14 protein-coding genes are annotated in these 14,630 nt (G+C 56.1%); 9 read left to right on the top strand and 5 right to left on the bottom strand.

All coding sequences use genetic code 11. The features are described 5' to 3' along the window. Nucleotides 1–3: 3 nt before the first annotated feature. Nucleotides 4–1,464 (top strand): FAD-binding oxidoreductase, encoded by a 1,461-nt coding sequence (locus tag IEW12_RS02440; RefSeq protein ID WP_188564387.1) that lies wholly within the window; start codon nt 4–6, stop codon nt 1,462–1,464. Between the two features lie 20 nt (nt 1,465–1,484). Here the strand turns inward: IEW12_RS02440 and IEW12_RS02435 are convergent, their stop codons facing one another. Then, complete coding sequence (locus IEW12_RS02435) at nt 1,485–2,411, bottom strand: DMT family transporter (protein ID WP_188565611.1); 927 nt, start codon at nt 2,409–2,411, stop codon at nt 1,485–1,487. A 363-nt stretch (nt 2,412–2,774) separates the two neighbouring features. Here IEW12_RS02435 and IEW12_RS02430 point away from each other — a divergent pair, with 363 nt between their 5' ends. The 4 genes from IEW12_RS02430 to IEW12_RS02415 all read left to right on the top strand — a co-directional run bounded on the left by IEW12_RS02430 (nt 2,775) and on the right by IEW12_RS02415 (nt 7,664). Then, nucleotides 2,775–4,586 carry an ABC transporter substrate-binding protein gene (locus tag IEW12_RS02430; protein WP_188564386.1) on the top strand — a complete coding sequence of 604 codons (1,812 nt, stop codon included), beginning with the start codon at nt 2,775–2,777 and terminating at the stop codon, nt 4,584–4,586. 215 nt (nt 4,587–4,801) lie between these two features. Continuing rightward, a complete protein-coding gene (locus IEW12_RS02425) occupies nt 4,802–5,401 on the top strand; it encodes a M15 family metallopeptidase (RefSeq protein ID WP_188564385.1) in 600 nt (199 codons plus the stop codon). A 199-nt stretch (nt 5,402–5,600) separates the two neighbouring features. After that, entirely contained in the window at nt 5,601–6,221 is a 621-nt protein-coding gene (locus IEW12_RS02420; RefSeq protein WP_229750872.1) for a M15 family metallopeptidase, read from the top strand. A gap of 165 nt (nt 6,222–6,386) precedes the next feature. After that, nucleotides 6,387–7,664 carry a serine hydrolase domain-containing protein gene (locus IEW12_RS02415; RefSeq protein ID WP_188564384.1) on the top strand — a complete coding sequence of 426 codons (1,278 nt, stop codon included), beginning with the start codon at nt 6,387–6,389 and terminating at the stop codon, nt 7,662–7,664. Nucleotides 7,665–7,924: 260 nt separating this feature from the next. Here the strand turns inward: IEW12_RS02415 and IEW12_RS02410 are convergent, their stop codons facing one another. The 3 genes from IEW12_RS02410 to murQ form a co-directional block, all read right to left on the bottom strand. Next, complete coding sequence (locus IEW12_RS02410) at nt 7,925–8,167, bottom strand: hypothetical protein (RefSeq protein ID WP_188564383.1); 243 nt, start codon at nt 8,165–8,167, stop codon at nt 7,925–7,927. 58 nt (nt 8,168–8,225) lie between these two features. After that, a complete protein-coding gene (locus IEW12_RS02405) occupies nt 8,226–9,134 on the bottom strand; it encodes a LysR family transcriptional regulator (RefSeq protein ID WP_188564382.1) in 909 nt (302 codons plus the stop codon). A 224-nt stretch (nt 9,135–9,358) separates the two neighbouring features. Continuing rightward, nucleotides 9,359–10,240 (bottom strand): N-acetylmuramic acid 6-phosphate etherase, encoded by an 882-nt coding sequence (gene murQ, locus IEW12_RS02400; RefSeq protein ID WP_188564381.1) that lies wholly within the window; start codon nt 10,238–10,240, stop codon nt 9,359–9,361. A 272-nt stretch (nt 10,241–10,512) separates the two neighbouring features. On the opposite strand from murQ, the gene IEW12_RS02395 reads away from it, so the two are divergent. The 4 genes from IEW12_RS02395 (at nt 10,513) to IEW12_RS02380 (ending at nt 13,335) form a co-directional block, all read left to right on the top strand. After that, entirely contained in the window at nt 10,513–11,121 is a 609-nt protein-coding gene (locus IEW12_RS02395) for a L,D-transpeptidase (protein WP_229750871.1), read from the top strand. A 61-nt stretch (nt 11,122–11,182) separates the two neighbouring features. Then, nucleotides 11,183–12,274: an NAD(P)H-dependent flavin oxidoreductase gene (locus tag IEW12_RS02390; protein ID WP_229750870.1), complete on the top strand. Its 1,092-nt coding sequence runs from the start codon at nt 11,183–11,185 to the stop codon at nt 12,272–12,274. Between the two features lie 13 nt (nt 12,275–12,287). Continuing rightward, nucleotides 12,288–12,767, top strand: a complete 480-nt coding sequence (locus IEW12_RS02385; RefSeq protein WP_188564380.1) for a GNAT family N-acetyltransferase — start codon at nt 12,288–12,290, stop codon at nt 12,765–12,767. 139 nt (nt 12,768–12,906) lie between these two features. Then, nucleotides 12,907–13,335, top strand: coding sequence for an OsmC family protein (locus IEW12_RS02380; RefSeq protein WP_188564379.1), 429 nt, complete (start codon nt 12,907–12,909; stop codon nt 13,333–13,335). Between the two features lie 37 nt (nt 13,336–13,372). On the opposite strand, the gene IEW12_RS02375 is transcribed toward IEW12_RS02380, so the two are convergent. Beyond that, nucleotides 13,373–14,401 (bottom strand): LLM class flavin-dependent oxidoreductase, encoded by a 1,029-nt coding sequence (locus IEW12_RS02375; protein WP_188564378.1) that lies wholly within the window; start codon nt 14,399–14,401, stop codon nt 13,373–13,375. Nucleotides 14,402–14,630 lie beyond the last annotated feature (229 nt).

The following is a 14,630-nucleotide window of genomic DNA, read 5'->3' as shown; positions in this document are numbered from 1 at the left end:
GCCATGAGCAAGCAACTCAGTGAACAATTTAGTGAGCAACTTGGTGAGCATCTGGCAGCGCTGGCCGCACTGCTGGACGAGCGCGGCATGCTGCTTGATGCAGAGGAGTGTCGCCCTTATGTTACCGGTGCACGGTATGGTAACGGACAAGCCTTGGCGGTACTGCGGCCGACGGATGCCAATCAGATAGCCGGGATTGTTGCCTACTGTGCTAAGGCCAGGCTGCCGCTGGTCTTGCAGGGGGCAAATACCGGCCTGGTTGCAGCCAGCACGCCGGACGCTTCCGGGAACCTGCTGGTATTGAGCCTGGAACGACTGCGCAAGACTATTGAGGTCGATGCGGTGAACCGCTCAGTCCTGGTGGACGCAGGCGTCACTTTGCAGGAATTGAATGATGCGCTGGAACCGCATGGCCTGTTTTTCCCCATAGACCTGGGAGCCAATCCCAGCATAGGCGGCATGATTGCCGCCAATACTGGCGGTGCCCGCCTGATCAAGTATGGGGACGTACGCCACAATCTGCTGGGTTTGCAGGCAGTATTACTGGATCCGCCCGGCCAGATGCTGGACTTGTTGCAGGCACTCAGGAAAAACAATACCGGCCCCGACCTGAAGCAGCTATTTGTCGGCACCAGCGGAGCCTATGGCGTCATTACCGCGGCTGTGCTGCAGGCGCATCGCTTGCCGCAACAGACGGCGACCGCATTGGTCGTGCCGCGCGATCAGGCTGCAGTATTGCAACTGCTGCAGGCATTGGAGCAGGATTTCCCAGAGTTTCTTGCTGCGTTTGAAGGTATTTCCGGTGCTTGCCTGGATGCGGTAGCGCGGCATATCCCTGACATCGGCAATCCGTTTGCGCCGGAACCTGTGCCTGAATACTGTGTGCTGATAGAACTCAGCAGTGCCGGCAGTCCGCAGGCAATGGGCGTATCGCTGGAAGATGCATTGACTGCCTGTCTGGAAAAACTGTTCGGCGACGTGATTGTGAATGCCGTCGTAGGCCGCGGCAAGGAGCTGTGGCGCTTGCGGCATGCGGTCAGCGAAGCCGTGCGCCAGGAAGGCAAGGTCATCGCCTTCGATATTTCCATGCCGCGCTCGGCATTGGTGGCGTTTCGCGGCGAAGCCCTGGGCCTGGTTGATAGCCGCCACCCATGGCTGAAGGTGATGGATTTCGGGCACTGGGGCGATGGCGGCGCCCATTTCAATATGGTGTGGCCGGCAGATGCGCCGCTTGCCTACGATGCCGTTATCGTCGGCACGCTACGACATGCAATCTATGATCTGGTGGTCGTTAAGTATCACGGCAGTTTCAGCGCCGAGCACGGCATAGGCCCTTACAATCAAGCCTATTACCATCGCTATATTTCTGCATCCGCACAGCAGCTTTCAGGCAAATTGCAAAACCTGCTGGACCCGCAGCGCCTGCTGGGTGTGACTTGGTTTGGCGAGGAGGGAGAGCGCTAAGGGCATTGAGCGTATATCGCTCAATTGTCGGAATAGCGCCGCTTCAGTGCCTGCCTGCTGGGGAAGGTCGCCAGCAGCACACCGGCGGTGGCAATCGCAAATGCCACCAATTGCATTGCAGACAGCGTTTCGCCCAGCACCAGCACGCCCACTAGCGTGGCGGAAATCGGCAGCATCACGGTAAATACACCGGCCAGGTTGGCAGGCACGCCTTTCAGGCCTGTCATCCATAGCCATACGGTCCAGACGCTGGCGGCGAGCGAATAAAATACCAGCAGCAGCCACGAGCCGCCATGGACCGAGGCAAAATCGAATTTCAGTGCCCAATAGACGCCCATCGGCGTCATCAGCAGGAACCCCCATAGATTGATCAGTGAGCTGATGCGGCGCGGACTGAGTACGCCGCTCAGCTTCTTGCCTATCACCGCATAGGCCGCTTCACACAGCACGGCGCAAAATACCAGCAGGTTACCCAGCCAGGCCTTGTCGCTTGCGGCACTGCCTGTATGGCTGGCTGTGCCGGAATTGGACCAGGCCAGCAAACTGATGCCTGCGACCGCACAAATGACGGACGCCCAGACTCTTAAGGAAATCCGCTCGCGCAGGAAGGCCCAGCTCAGCATTGCTACTGCTGCAGGAATCGCCGCCATGATCACCCCGGCTGACACGGCACTGGTCATGCTCACGCCAAACAGCATGCAGATGGAAAACATGAAATTGCCGATAAAGGATTCCAGAAACACCAGCCAGCGGGTTTGCCGGCTCATCGGCGCCTCGGCAGGTGGTTTTTTCAGCCAGTGCAGCATCGCGATGCCCGCAATGCCAAAGCGCAGCCAGGCCAGCAGGAACACCGGCAGGGCGCTGGTCAGCGGTTTGGACAGCGCTACATAGCAGCCCACCAGGGACATGCTCAAAGCAAGGCAGCCATAGGCTACCGGACGGCTCATAGTCATGAAAATACTTGCTGAAAGTTTAAATAATGGACAAGTATACGGGTTCGTCACTGCTTAAGGAACTTATTAAGGAGCTGAATAAGGGGCTGAATGAGATTTTTTCCCCGGCTTGCAGGCAGCTGGCGGCGCTTTTTGGGGAGGTGAGGGTAGCTAAGTCGTGTTTGTTGCAGGTATGTCCAAAGGTTATAAGCGGGCGCCGGTTTGGTATTGGTTGCCGCGAGCTAGTGCTAATACACTAAGCCGCCTGCAGCTAATCGGCCCGCCTATGGGGATTTGCTTGAAAATGCTATGCTGCGCAAGCCAATGATGTCCTAGCTTTTATATTATTTATATCCAGTGCCAGTAACCGGAATTTCAATGATTTTTTGCCGCCTGATACCTGTTAAGACAGCTCTCCTTTGCCTGGCCTTGTCTGGTCTGGTCGTCACGCAAGCGGCGCTGGCTGCCGGAACGGATAAGGAATCCAGGACCCTGCATGTGATGCTGACCACGCAAGAGGCGGCGCTCGACCCTGCGGTTGCCTCCGACCTGGCATCGCTCAGCATCAATGAAAATATTTTTGACCCCATGCTGCGCTACGACTACCTGGCCCGGCCCGTCAAACTGATGCCCAATACGCTGGCAGCCATGCCGGAAATCAGCGACAGCGGCAAAACCTACACGATGCGCATACAGCCGGGTAGCTTTTTCACGCCGGATGCCGCCTTCAAAGGCAAGCAGCGCGAACTGACGGCACAGGACTACCTCTACAGCATTAAGCGCCTGTATGATCCAGCGCTGAAATCGCCCTGGCTATTCATGTTTGAAGGCAAGCTGCTCGGCGATGAGAAATTGAAGGCCGGCGGCAAGTTCGATATCGACCAGGCGATAGAAGGTATCCAGGCGGTAGATCGCTACACGCTGCGCATACGTCTGAAGGCGCCGGATACCAATTTCCTGTTCCAGTTGGCGACCTCTGCAACCGGCGCTGTCGCGCGCGAGGTGGCAGAGACCTATGGCGATCAGGTCGGCAGCCATCCTGTCGGCACCGGCCCTTTCATGATGGGCAAGTGGCAGCGCAGTTTTCAGATTGAGCTGCTGGCCAATCCGGGCTACCGCAATGTAGTGTTCTCATCTGTGGCCGGCAAGGATGCGCGGGATAACCAGATCGTCAGCGACCTGCAGGGCAAGCGCCTGCCGCGCGTGGACCGTGTGGAGATCAGGATCATGGAAGAGGCGCAGTCGCAGGTGCTCGGTTTCCTGAATAATGAATTCGACTACCTGGAACAAGTGCCGCCGCCGCTAGCCGAGATGGTGCTGGTCACCGGGGTCAGTCCGCACCTGAAGCCTGAGCTGCAAAAGAAGGGTGTGCAACTGGACCTGTTTTCCACCTTGCAGACCTATTATGTGTGGATGAACATGGATGATCCCGTCATAGGCGGCTACACGCCGGACAAGATCGCCTTGCGGCGCGCGATCGCACTCAGCTATAACAGCAAGGAAGACATCAGCCTGATGGAAAGAGGGCTGGCGATTGCTGCGCAAACGCCGCTGCCGCCAAATGTGCTGGGCTACGACCCCGCTTACCGCAGTCCGCTGGCTTACGACATCCGCCTGGCCAATGCCTTGCTGGATAAATTCGGCTACAAGCGCGCAGCGGACGGCTATCGCAGCCTGCCGGACGGACAGCCGCTGAGCCTGGTCATGCATAGCCTGGCATCGACCAAGGGGCGCCTGCGCGATGAAACCTGGCGCAAGAACCTGGATGCACTCGGCATCAGGATCAGCTTCAAAAGCGATAAAAACTCGGAGATACTGAAGGCGGCCAGGCTGGGCAAGGTGCAAATGACCGAGGCCAACTGGATAGCCGACTTCCCCGATGGAGAAAATTTCTATCAGCTCTTGTATGGGCCGAATAGCGGCAGGGCCAATTATGCGCGCTTCAACCTGCCGGCTTTCAACCAGCTCTATGAAAAATCCCGCACGTTAAGCGACTCGCCCGAGAGGCAGCGGCTATACCACGATATGGCGCAATTAATGCATGCGTACACGCCTTGGATAGTCCGCATCCATCCCTTGTCGGCCGATGTATGGCATCCGTGGCTAAAAGATTACAAGCGCCATCCGGTGGATTTCACGACCTGGCGTTATCTGGACGTGGATAATGCGGCAAAGGCGCAAGCCAAATAAGCCATACCCTAAGGTTATACGTAGCGAGTAAAGATTCATTTGTTGTTTGACTTGCCAAACCAATATGCTGAACAAATAAATAGGCCGCTCTGTGCATGTTTGCCGTGTATGTGTCCGTAAAATCGCTGGCTTCTACGTTCTAAAACAGCAATTAATTACGTCGACAAATCCGGAGGACCTGGCGGCCACCCTATGAGCAGGTATGGAGACGCACAATGTTGTGTGAATTGATCAAGGACCACCCCGATTTCCGGCGTTTGCAATCCATCGATGGCATCGTTATCGAACTGCGTTATGTGGGTATTAACAATTTTGTCGGGCGTGACCTGTATGGTGACCTGGACTGTGGCTGGCTGCATCGAGAAGCAGCGGCGGGGCTGGCGAACGCTGCAGACTGGTTAAGCCGCCACTATCCCGGCTATAGCTTGCTGGTGCTGGATGCCTTGCGGCCTCACCGCATACAGGAAATGCTGTGGAAGCATCTGGAGGGAACTCCCTTGCGCATGTATGTGGCAGATCCCGCACGCGGTTCCATCCATTCCTTCGGCATGGCCGTGGATGTCACGCTGCTTGATCCGCAGGGGGCCGAGATAGATATGGGAACCGCCTATGATGAAATGGTGGAAAAATCACATCCGGCGCTGGAGGCGAATTTCCTGGCGGACGGCAGCCTGAGCCAGACGCAGGCCGATAACCGCAATATCTTGCGCCAGGCCATGTTTGCCAGCGGATTTCGTGGCATCAACAGCGAGTGGTGGCATTTCAATTTCGGCGATCCCACTATGGTTCGCCAGACTTATCTGCGCATAGACTAAAGTCTCGATCAGATTAAAACGCAGATCAAAACGCCAGAGCCGGCCTCAACCAAGAGGCCGGTTTTTATTTGTGTTGCACGGACGCCAGGAAATCTGGCTATTCCCTCGGGTTATACCGTCAGCACAAGCATTCATTTGTCGCAGCCAGTATTCAGCTTTAGTCTGCTGAACTGGTTATATATAGAAATTTTAAGTGCAAATGATGACAGAAAAGAACCGCGTGCGTTGCGAATTCATCGCAGACCATTCTGAATTCCGCTCGCTGGACAGCATAAACGGCATCGCCATCGATTTGCGTTACGCCAGCAAAAACAATTTCGCCGGACGCAATCTGTATGGCAGCCTGAATTGCCGCTACCTGCATGCGGATGCAGCCAAGGGCCTGGACACTGCGGTCAAATGGCTGGCCAAAGAACATCCGGCGTATCGCTTGATCGTGTTGGATGCGCTGAGGCCGCACCGGGTGCAAAATCTGTTGTGGGAAGAGCTGGAAAGCACCAGCTTGCGCAAATACCTGGCCGATCCGGCGCGCGGTTCCATACATTCTTTCGGTATGGCAGTGGATGTCAGCCTGGTGGACGGCCAGGGTCAATTGCTGGACATGGGTACTGCCTATGACGACATGAACGACCTGTCGCACCCGTCGCTGGAAGACAGCTATTTTGCCAGCGGCGCATTGACCGAGGCGCAGATCAATCATCGCCTGATATTACGCAGCGCAATGCTGGGCAGCGGCTTTCGCGGCATCAGTACGGAATGGTGGCACTTTGATTTCGGCAATACCGAGGTTATCCGCCAGACCTATACCCGCATAGAATAGAGTACTGCCTGTCTGTGGTTCTTGCAGGATAAAATCATAAAAACTGGAGACTTGTTGATGGCCAAGGAATTTTCTGCCAGATGGCGCCGCAGTTTATTGTTCTGGGCAAGCGTAGCCGCCGTTACATCAAATGGTGCAGCCTTTGCTCAGACATCCAGTAAACCTATGCCGCAATTTACCCAGCTAGATCAGCAACTGCAATCCATCGTCACAGACCAGCGCAAGCCGCTGGCCAGCCTGTCCGCTCTCGCAATCAGGGGCGGCGCTATCGTTTATCAGCAATCCTTCGGCTATCGCACCATCGATGTGACTGGTGGGAGCCATAGTGTGCCTGCAGACAGCAGCACCTTGTACCGCGTCGCATCGGTATCCAAACTGGTCGCCAGTATAGGCGTGCTGAGGCTGGTGGATCAGGGCAAGCTGGACCTGGATGCCGATATCGGCAATTACCTGGGCTTTGCAGTACGCAATCCGCATTTTCCGGATATGCCTATCACCGTGCGCATGCTGCTGACCCATACTTCCTCCTTGCGTGACGAGGGTGGCTATAGCTTTCCTGTCGATGTCAGCCTGCGCGACGTATTGCGGCCGGAGGGGCTGCAGTACGGCAAGGGTTTGCAATGGGCGGCCAGCTCCGCTGATGCGGATCGTGCCCCGGGCAGATACTTTGAATACTGTAACCTCAACTGGGGCGTGCTCGGCTCCATCGCCGAGGCCGTCAGCGGCCAGCGTTTTGACCGCTATATGCAACAGGCCGTGCTGGCACCGCTTAAAATCGCCGGCAGCTATAACCCGGAAGAGTTGACGCAGGAAGAGATAAGCCGGCTGGCAGTGCTGTACCGTAAACAAGGTACTGACGAAGTATGGAATACAGCCGGCCCCTGGGTAGTGCAGACTGATGATTATCAAGGCAAGCTGCCGGCCCGGAGGCAAGGTCTGGAGCACTACATCCCTGGCAGCAATGCCACGCTATTCAGCCCTCAGGGCGGTCTGCGCATCAGCACCGGAGGTCTTGCGCGCCTGATGCTGATGTTGATGAATGGCGGCGAATTGGAAGGCGTACACGTTCTCAAGCGGCAAACGGTGGATGCGATGCTGAGCGAGCAATGGCGTTACGATGCCGGCCGCAAGAATGGCGATAACTATCAGGGTCTGTTTCAATCCTGGGGTCTGGGCGCACAGCACTTTAGCGATATCAGCGCAGCCCACTTTGGCGATCGCCTGGTTGCCGGTGGCGGTTTCAAGGCGTATGGGCATCTGGGGTTTGCCTGGGGTTTGAACTCGGGCTTTGTTTTTGATCCGGTGAGCCGCAATGGCATGATTTATATCATAGGCGGAGTGGGTGCAGATCCGGAGAAGAATCGCGGAGAATACTCCTCTCTGAATATCTGGGAAGAGCAGGTGCTGGATGCGCTGTATCGTGGGGCGATAGTTGGCCCTTAATCGGTTTGTGTCGTAGTTATGTGCTGCATGGATTTTCGTTTTTTTGTGATTGCTGGCCGGGGGTGGCCCGGCAGCTACTTACTTTCTTTGCTTCGCCAAAGAAGAGTAAGCAAAGAAAGGCGACCGCAGACTTGCCCTTCGGGTGATGGCGCGTGGCGCCATCACATTTTGCTGCATTACAAAAAATGGGAAACAGACGAAACTCGCCTGCGGCTCAAACAACGTCTGTTTCTGATCCATTTTCCGTAACGCACAAAATGCTACGTCCCCAGCGGATTAACATCAAAAACAAACCCAACCCCGAACATCAAAATCAGGCTGCTGAATTTTGCAGATTCGTTTTCTGCAAAATTTAGAAAGCCTGGTTGCCGTTGTTTTTGATTTGGTTTTTGACCTTGTTTTTGACTTTCAACCGCTCGGAGCCTCGCCTTTCTTGGCTTACCTTCTTTGGCGAGGCAAAGAAGGTAAGTAGCCGCCGGGCTACCCCCGGCCAGCAATCCCAATATCAACCAGCAAATTCGGCAAAAGCCCGAGCCAAAAAACGGTGCGCGCCGCCAAGTCCTATGCCGCAGTCGTCCTTGCGATACACTCGGCAGCCGATTCTCGGATACATTGCACAAACGCCCGCGCAGAGCGCGACAGCGGCGTTGCTTTCACTGTCAGCAGATACAGATTGACGGGAACGACAGGCACCAGCGGACGGCATTGCACCTTGCTATGGTCGGCGGTTGCCGCGGTGAATGGGTCGATCACGGCAGCGCCGGCGCCGTGTTCCACCAGCGTTCTTGCCAGCAGGTAGGTTTGCACGACGGTGTGGGAGGTAAAGCTCAGGCCTTGTTCTTCGCAGGCGTCCATCACGCGGCTGACCAGATGGTCGTCCAGATCCAGCGCGATCAGGTTTTTCGGCAGGTCGGCGATAGGCAGCGCGGTATTGTCCAGCTTGGAAGACCAGGTGCCTAAAGGGGCGATGGTCGTCATGCCGCCTTGCACCAGCGATTCCGATGCGATATTCGGATGTAGCGGGTCATACAGCGACAGGGCAAAATCCACATCTCCCAACAATAGGGCATTAACGATATCGCTGGTATGGTGCGTGGCGAGATTGCAATGCACATTGGCAAACTTGCTGCGCCAGGCGGCGAGTGCCGACGGCACCACGGTGATGGACAGGGTAGGGGTGGAGGCAAGGCGTACCGCTTCGTCCGGATGATTCTTCAGGTTATTGGCCAACCTGCGCACCGATTGCAGGTCGCGGTTCAGGCGATCTACTTCTGCGAACAGTTTGCGCGCTTCGGGGGTCGGGTGCAGTTTGCCCTTGATACGCTCAAACAGCGTCAGGCCCAATTGCATTTCGCAATGCTGCAAGACTTTGGTGGCGGCGGGTTGGGAAATACTCAGCAATTGGGCGGCACCGCTGATGGTGCCTGCCTGCATGATGGCGTGGAAAACTTCTATGTGACGCAATCGCATTCTGGCTTACCTATCTCAATTCAGCTTCAAATCAGCTTAAAATCAGCTTCAATCAGTAATTTTAACGCGTCAGACGCCAGAATAGTGATGCGCAGAAAAGTATTGTGCCTAAATTTTAGGCGCGAAAAAAATTTCCTTACAAATCAGATACCTGCCCGCTTGCGGTAAGGCTTATCCACAGTCTTGTTAACATCTTGTGTGGGTAAGCCGGGCTGCATTTTGCATTATCGTTGCAAGGCCTGATGGACATTGCCGTCCACCTGGTCCAGCAGTGTCTTGGCCTGCCTTACGTCTATCTGTTTTTTGATGGCGACTATGGCTACCTTGACATGATGTTCGCATGCGGACAAGGTACGCTCCGCCGTTGCTTCGTCGGCGCCGGTTGCGTGCACTGTCAATGCAATTGTGCGCTTCAGCAGCTTGGCGTTGGTCGCCTTCATGTCTACCATCAGGTTGCCGTAAACCTTGTTCAGCCTGACCATCAGGCTACTGGAAAACGTATTCAGTGCGATTTTTTGCGAGGTACCAGCTTTCAGGCGGGTGCTGCCGGAGATGATTTCCGAACCTGTATCCAGCGTAATGCCTACGTCGGCAGCGGTACTGACAGGAGCGTCCGGGTTATTCGCAAAACCTATTGTCAAGGCGCCGACGCATTTTGCCGCGTATAGCGCACCCATCACATACGGAGTGGCGCCGGAAGCTGCCAGCAGCAGTACCACATCCAGCGGGCCGACCTTCAGGCTCTTGATATCTTCCAGGCCCAGGCCCGTATCGTCTTCCGCGCCTTCCACTGCTTCAAACATCGCAGATGGGCCGCCTGCCAGCAATGCCACAGCGCGCTCCCTGGGCCATGAAAAGGTAGGCGGAAGCTCCACGCTATCCAGTACGCCCAGCCGTCCGGATGTACCTGCACCGACATAGATCAGCCTGCCGCCTTGCTGTATGCGCGGCAAAGCTGCATCCACAGCAGCGGCGATCTGCGGGCCGGCTGCGCGGGCGGCATTCACGGCCTCTGTCTGATCATTGATAAAGGCGTCGACCAGTGCTTCCGTCGTATATTGGTCCAGCTCAGTATGCTGATTGTTGGGGGTTTCAGTATTTAGCATGGTGATTCTCCGGCGCTTGTAAGCTTGCCGCGTACTTGCATTCACATCAGGCAAAGCTGTGGCCATATATGCTATGGCACCGGCTTTGGCAAAGGCAATCGCAGCAATCTTTTCAATAGTGTTGTCGGGAATAATGTACAGGGTAGACCATCTGCGGACAAATGAAAGCTAGTCTGCACGCCATAACCTGAGGTAATGCGACATCGGCGAAGAATTATTTGTCATATGGCATTGCTATGGCTAGGCTGGGTGCCAACCTGGAGGGAATTAAAATGAAACGCATCGCCAATATGACCTGGACATCTATTGCAGTTGTCCTGCTGTTGCTGACACAGACTGCCTGCAGTACTTTGACAGCCCTGGATACCCGGCACCAATTGATTGTCTCTGTGCCCGACCAGAAAATGATACTGCTGGAAAATGGCACAGCCGTTGCAACTTATACGATTTCCACTGCCAAAAAAGGCATAGGCGATACCCCCGACAGCTACAAGACCCCTGGCGGAAAGATGGAGGTTGCCGAGAAAATCGGTGCGGGCTCAGCCACAGGCACGGTATTCAAGGACCGCAAACCGACCGGGGAAATTGTCGGGCCGGATGCGCCCGGGCGCGATCCGGTAGTTACCCGCATCCTGTGGCTGCGCGGACTGGAAGAGCAAAATAAAAATGCCTACCCGCGTTTCATTTATATCCATGGCACTCCGCAGGAGAGCTTGCTGGGTAATCCAGCAAGCTATGGATGCATACGCATGCGCTCGGCCGATGTTGCCGAACTATTCGACCGTATCGGTGTAGGCGCATTGGTGACTGTGACGGAGCAGACTGTGGATCAATTGCTGCCGGTATCAAAAACAGCCGCAGGCCCCGTGCCTCAAGGGTAAAGCAGCCATAATGGCATGATGTTAAACTGGCACGACAATTCCCTTATCTACAGGATCTGTCATGCCTAATGCCATGCCTTCAGCACTTCATACCCGTGTCCAGGAATTTTGCCAGCGCTTTCAGTTGCGCCTGCCCATACTGCTGGGCCCTATGGCGGGTGCATGTCCTGCCTCACTGTCAATCGCCGTTGCCGAGGCCGGTGGCCTGGGGGCTTGCGGCGCCTTGCTGATGCAGCCGGAGGAAATCGCTGCCTGGGTGGCCGAAGTGCGTGCCAATACCAAGGGAGTGTTCCAGCTTAACCTGTGGATGCCGGATCCAGAGCCGAAAAGGGATGCGGAGCACGAGGCTCAACTGCGCAGCTTCCTGGAAAACTGGGGACCAGCGGTGCCGCCGCAGGCTGCCGACAGCAGGCCCCCCGACTTTGCTGCGCAGTGTGAGGCGCTGCTCGCTGCCAATCCGCCCATCGTGTCTTCGGTGATGGGCTTGTATCCTCCCGAATTTGTACAAAAATTGAAAGCCCGCGGCATACGCTGGTTTGCCAATATTTCCACCGTGGCCGAAGCGAAAGCTGCGGAAGCAGCCGGAGCAGATGCCGTGGTAGCGCAGGGGATGGAGGCCGGCGGCCATCGCGGCTGTTTCGACGCCAGCCTGGCGGAGGCGCAGCAGGTGGGCCTGTTTGCCTTGCTGCCCGCAGTGGTCGATGCGGTCAGTATCCCGGTGGTTGCCACTGGCGGAATAGGCGACGCGCGCGGGGTTGCAGCCGCGCTGATGCTTGGCGCCAGCGCAGTGCAGATAGGCACCGGCTTCCTGCGCACGCCGGAAGCAAAGATAGTTAAAGCCTGGGCCGATGCGCTGGCACATACGATGCCGGAACAAACCACGCTTAGCCGCGCGTTCAGCGGTCGCACGGGGCGCAGCATTGCCACCGATTATGTAAAGGCGGCAACCGCGCCCGGTGCACCCGCACCAGCGCCATATCCGGTGCAGCGCGCGCTGACGGCAGCAATGCGGACCGACGCTGTAAAAGCCGGCGATATACAGCGCATGCAAGCCTGGGCCGGACAGGCTGCTGCGATGGCAAAGGCAGAGCCGGCAGCGCAGATCGTTCAAAAGCTGTGGGACGACGCGCAAGCCTTGCTGAGTGCGCGATAGAGAGGTTTTGCTTATGGGTATCCGTAAAGCAGTTGCCGCCGATGCGCCTGCTATGAGCGCTCTGGCGATGCAGTCCAAGCAGCATTGGGGCTATAGCGCAGAGCAGATGGAAAAGTGGCGTGATGATTTACATATTTCTCCGCAAATGCTGGCCGAGACGCATGCCTATGTGATGGAACTGGATAGGGAGATTGCCGGATTTTATGTGCTGAGCATAGCGTTTGCCGATGCATCTTCCGCCACACCTGCCAGCCAGCTTGAGCATCTGTGGATTGCGCCCGAATATATGCGACAGGGGCAAGGGCGGGCGTTGTTTGCGCACGCATGCAATGTAGCCAGGCGGCTGGAGTCGCGGCAAATCAATATTGATGCCGATCCTTATGCCTTGGATTTCTATATCGCCTGCGGAGCGCAGAAAGTGGGCGAGATCGCCGCGCCGATTGAGGGCGATGCCAGCCGCGTACGGCCGCAACTGGTTTTGAAGCTCGATTAGCACCTGCTCTCGTACATGCTGTGCACACTGAGCTGTAGCGCGTTTGTGTTAAGTTCGCCAGCGCACATACCTGTGACAGGGCTGCGCGCATGCTGATGTCTTCGCTGTATATGCACAATATGGCATAAGGAGACATCTGATGAAACGCACAGCATCCGCAGCCTGGTCGGGCAGCCTGAAAGAAGGCAAGGGAAAGATATCTACACAGAGCGGTATATTGCAGGATGCACAATACGGTTTCAATACCCGTTTTGAAGACGGGCCAGGCACCAACCCTGAAGAATTGATAGGCGCGGCCCATGCTGGCTGCTTTACGATGGCGGTGTCTGCACAGCTAGGTGAACTGGGCATGACTGCGGACAGCCTGAAAACGACAGCCGCAGTCACGCTGGAAAAAATTGACGGCGGTTTCACCATCACCGCCGTACACCTGGATTTGCAGGCCAGGATACCCGGTGCCGATCAGAAGGCCTTTGAGGAAGCGACCCGGAAAGCAAAAGAAGGCTGCCCGGTATCCAAATTGCTGAATGCAAAGATCACACTGACAGCCAAGCTGGAAGCCTATTAAGCCTGTTTATGCTAAGCAGGCCCAGCCTGTTCAACGTTTATAACTTGCTCAATGCCTGTGCCGGAGATGCAGACGCATTGATACGGTCGCGTATCTCTGCGATCAGTTTCAGAGAGTGCAGGCGGGTTTGCTGGTCAAAGATATGCGCGGTCACCATCAGTTCATCCGGCTGCGTGCGCGCCAGGAATTCCCTCAGCTTGTTCTCGACCGTCGCTGCCGAGCCAACAATGGATTGGCCCAAGGTATGATCAACGCCTGCTCTCTCTACCGGTGATGCATAGCTATTGAAGTCGTCGATAGGCGGCGGCACTTGGCCCGGCGTGCCGCGCTGGTGATTGACGAAGGCTTGTTGCTGCGATGTAAACTGGTGGCGTGCTTCTTCATCGGTATCTGCTGCCAGCACATTGATGGTCAGCATGGCATGCGGCTTTTGCAATTGCGCAGACGGCTCAAAGCGGCTGCGGTAGATCTGCAAGGCCTGCATCATCTGGTCCGGCGCAAAATGCGATGCAAAGGCAAACGGCAAGCCCAGCATTGCTGCCAACTGCGCGCTGAACAGGCTGGAACCCAGCAGCCACAGCGGCACGCGCAAGCCGGCTCCCGGCACCGCACGTATCATTTGGCCGGTTTCAGCCGGCTCAAAATAAGCCTGCAACTCCTGCACATCCTGTGGAAACTGATCTGCGCTGGCTGCCATATCGCGCCTCAGTGCGCGCATGGTCGCACGGTCTGTCCCCGGTGCACGGCCCAGGCCCAGGTCTATGCGGCCCGGATACAAGGATTCCAGCGTACCGAACTGTTCGGCAATCACCAGCGGTGCATGGTTGGGCAACATGATGCCACCGGAACCTACCCGTATGGTTTTGGTACCGCCGGCAACATGGGCGATAACGATGGAGGTCGCCGCGCTGGCAATACCTTTCATATTGTGGTGCTCTGCCAGCCAGAAGCGCTGGTAGCCGTATTGCTCTGCCTGCTGCGCCAGTCTCAGGGTGTTGCGAAAGGCATCACCGGCGGTTGCGCCCTGGTTAATTGGCGACAAATCTAAAACGGAAAAGGGGATCATGCGTATTCCTTGAATATGGAGCTGTGGAGCGATGCCAGATGATAAAGGCAATCCATTTTGCGCGTATCGGGGCGTACAAAATGCCAGTACATCAATAATTTGATGACCGGTTTCTTTGTCGATAGGTGGGGATGGCGGCTGCAATATAAAGGGAGGGAGAAGGCCTAATTCAGGTATCTGCCGCTCAAGCGATTGCGCATTTTCAGCAATTCCCCATTTTTTGCGCGAT

It is taken from the genome of Parundibacterium terreum, assembly GCF_014636315.1.
Lineage (GTDB): Bacteria > Pseudomonadota > Gammaproteobacteria > Burkholderiales > Burkholderiaceae_D > Undibacterium > Undibacterium terreum.
Note: the sequence above shows the minus strand (reverse complement) of the source record. Positions and strands in the feature narration are given on the sequence as shown.